The sequence below is a fragment of the Actinomadura logoneensis genome (assembly GCF_003428695.1).
Taxonomy (GTDB): domain Bacteria; phylum Actinomycetota; class Actinomycetes; order Streptosporangiales; family Streptosporangiaceae; genus Spirillospora; species Spirillospora logoneensis.
Genome location: NZ_QURH01000571.1, coordinates 1 through 1,740 on the forward strand (window position 1 = coordinate 1; position 1,740 = coordinate 1,740).

A 1,740-nucleotide genomic window follows, 5' to 3' on the forward strand; every position below is an offset into this window, starting at 1 on the left:
GCACGGTCGCGCCGTCCGGGGCGTCCGCCGCGTCCGGACGGGTCGCGACGCTGCTCGGGGTCGGCGCGGACGACGAGCCGGGCGGGGACGACCCGCTCGCCCGCGCCGCGCTGCTCGCCTGGGACGGCATCGGCGCGGACGAGCACTCCGAGGACGCGACGCTGCACGCCCGCCCGGTGCTCGCGACCGGGCGTCCCCGGGTGGTCGGCGCGGACCCGCGGACCACGTGCGGCGACCCGTCCTGCCCGATCCGCGTCGCGGTCGTCGCGCCGCTCGCGATCGACCGCCACGTGGTCGGCGCGCTGGTCGCGTACGGGCCGCAGCCGTCGGCGACGCGCGTGCGCGCCGTGGGCGAGGTGGCGCGCTGGGTCGCGGGGCAGCTCGAACTCGCCGAGCTGGACTCCTCCCGCGCGCGCCTGGCCGAGGCCGAGATGCGGGCCCTGCGCGCCCAGATCTCCCCGCACTTCGTCTACAACTCGCTGACCACGATCGCCTCGTTCGTCCGGACCGATCCCGTGCGCGCCCGCGAGCTGCTGCTGGACTTCGCCGACTTCGCCCGCTACTCGTTCCGCAACCCGCGCGACTTCACCACGCTCGCCGACGAGCTGCGCTCCATCGACCGCTACCTGCTGCTGGAGCGGGCCCGGTTCGGCGACCGGCTCCAGTTCAGCGTCGAGGTCGCGCCCGAGGTGCTGTCGGTCGCGGTGCCGTTCCTGTCGCTGCAGCCGCTCGTCGAGAACGCCATCCGGCACGGGATGCAGGGCCGGGCGAAGGACGAGTTCCGGATCCGGATCGTCGCGCGCGACAACGGCGCGGAGGCCGCGATCAGCGTGGAGGACGACGGCGTCGGCATCGACCCGGAGCGGCTGGGCGAGATCCTTTCCCCCAGCCCTGGGACCCGCGACCGCGCCGGACGTGGCGGCGGCAGCGGCGGGGGAGCGAACGGCGGGGGCCGGGGCGGCGGCGCGGGCATCGGCCTGGCCAACGTGGACGAGCGGATGCGCCAGGTGTACGGCGACGAGTACGGACTGACCGTCGAGACCGCCCTCGGCGCGGGCACGAAGGTCAACCTCCGGGTGCCGAAGTACCGCCCGGCCGCCTTCCCCGCCTGACCCGCGCCCGCCCGACCCTTGCCCCGCCCGACCCGCGCCTGCCCGACCCTTGCCCCGCCCGACCCGCGCCTGCCCGGTCGGTGCCCGCCTCGGCCTCGCCCGCCTCGGCCTCGCCCGCGTGGGTGGTCCGGCCGGGGTCTTCCGGCGGGGCCGTCCGGTAGTCACCTGGTGAAACCGATTGCGAACCGACGGTGAGGGCGGGCAAGGTCGTCTCATGCTGCGCGTCCTGGCCGTTGACGACGAGGTGCCCGCCCTGGAGGAGCTCTCCTACCTGCTGCGGGAGGACCCGAGGGTGGGGTGGGTCGGCGGCGCGGGGGACGCCGCGTCCGCCCTCCGCGACCTGTCCCGGATGCTGACGGCGGGGGAGCGGCTGGACGCCGTGTTCCTCGACATCCGCATGCCGGGGCTGGACGGGCTCGACTTCACCCGGCTGCTCGCCGGGTTCGCCGCGCCGCCCGCCGTCGTGTTCGTCACCGCCCACGACGACTGCGCGGTCGCCGCCTACGAGCTGGGCGCCCTGGACTACCTGCTCAAGCCGGTCCGGCGGGAGCGGCTCGCCGAGGCCGTCCGGCGGGTGGCCGAGGCGGTCGAGCGGGCCCGTGCCGCGGGCGGCGTTCCCGGCGCGGGC

2 protein-coding genes are annotated in these 1,740 nt (G+C 76.7%); both read left to right on the forward strand.

Annotated elements, in window-relative coordinates; translation table 11 throughout:
* Positions 1–1,112 (forward strand): histidine kinase (locus DZF91_RS24265; RefSeq protein WP_117359603.1); only part of this gene is annotated, 1,112 nt, incomplete at its 5' end.
* A 214-nt stretch (positions 1,113–1,326) separates the two neighbouring features.
* The coding region (locus DZF91_RS24270) for a LytR/AlgR family response regulator transcription factor (RefSeq protein ID WP_117359604.1) at positions 1,327–1,740 on the forward strand (414 nt) is incomplete at its 3' end.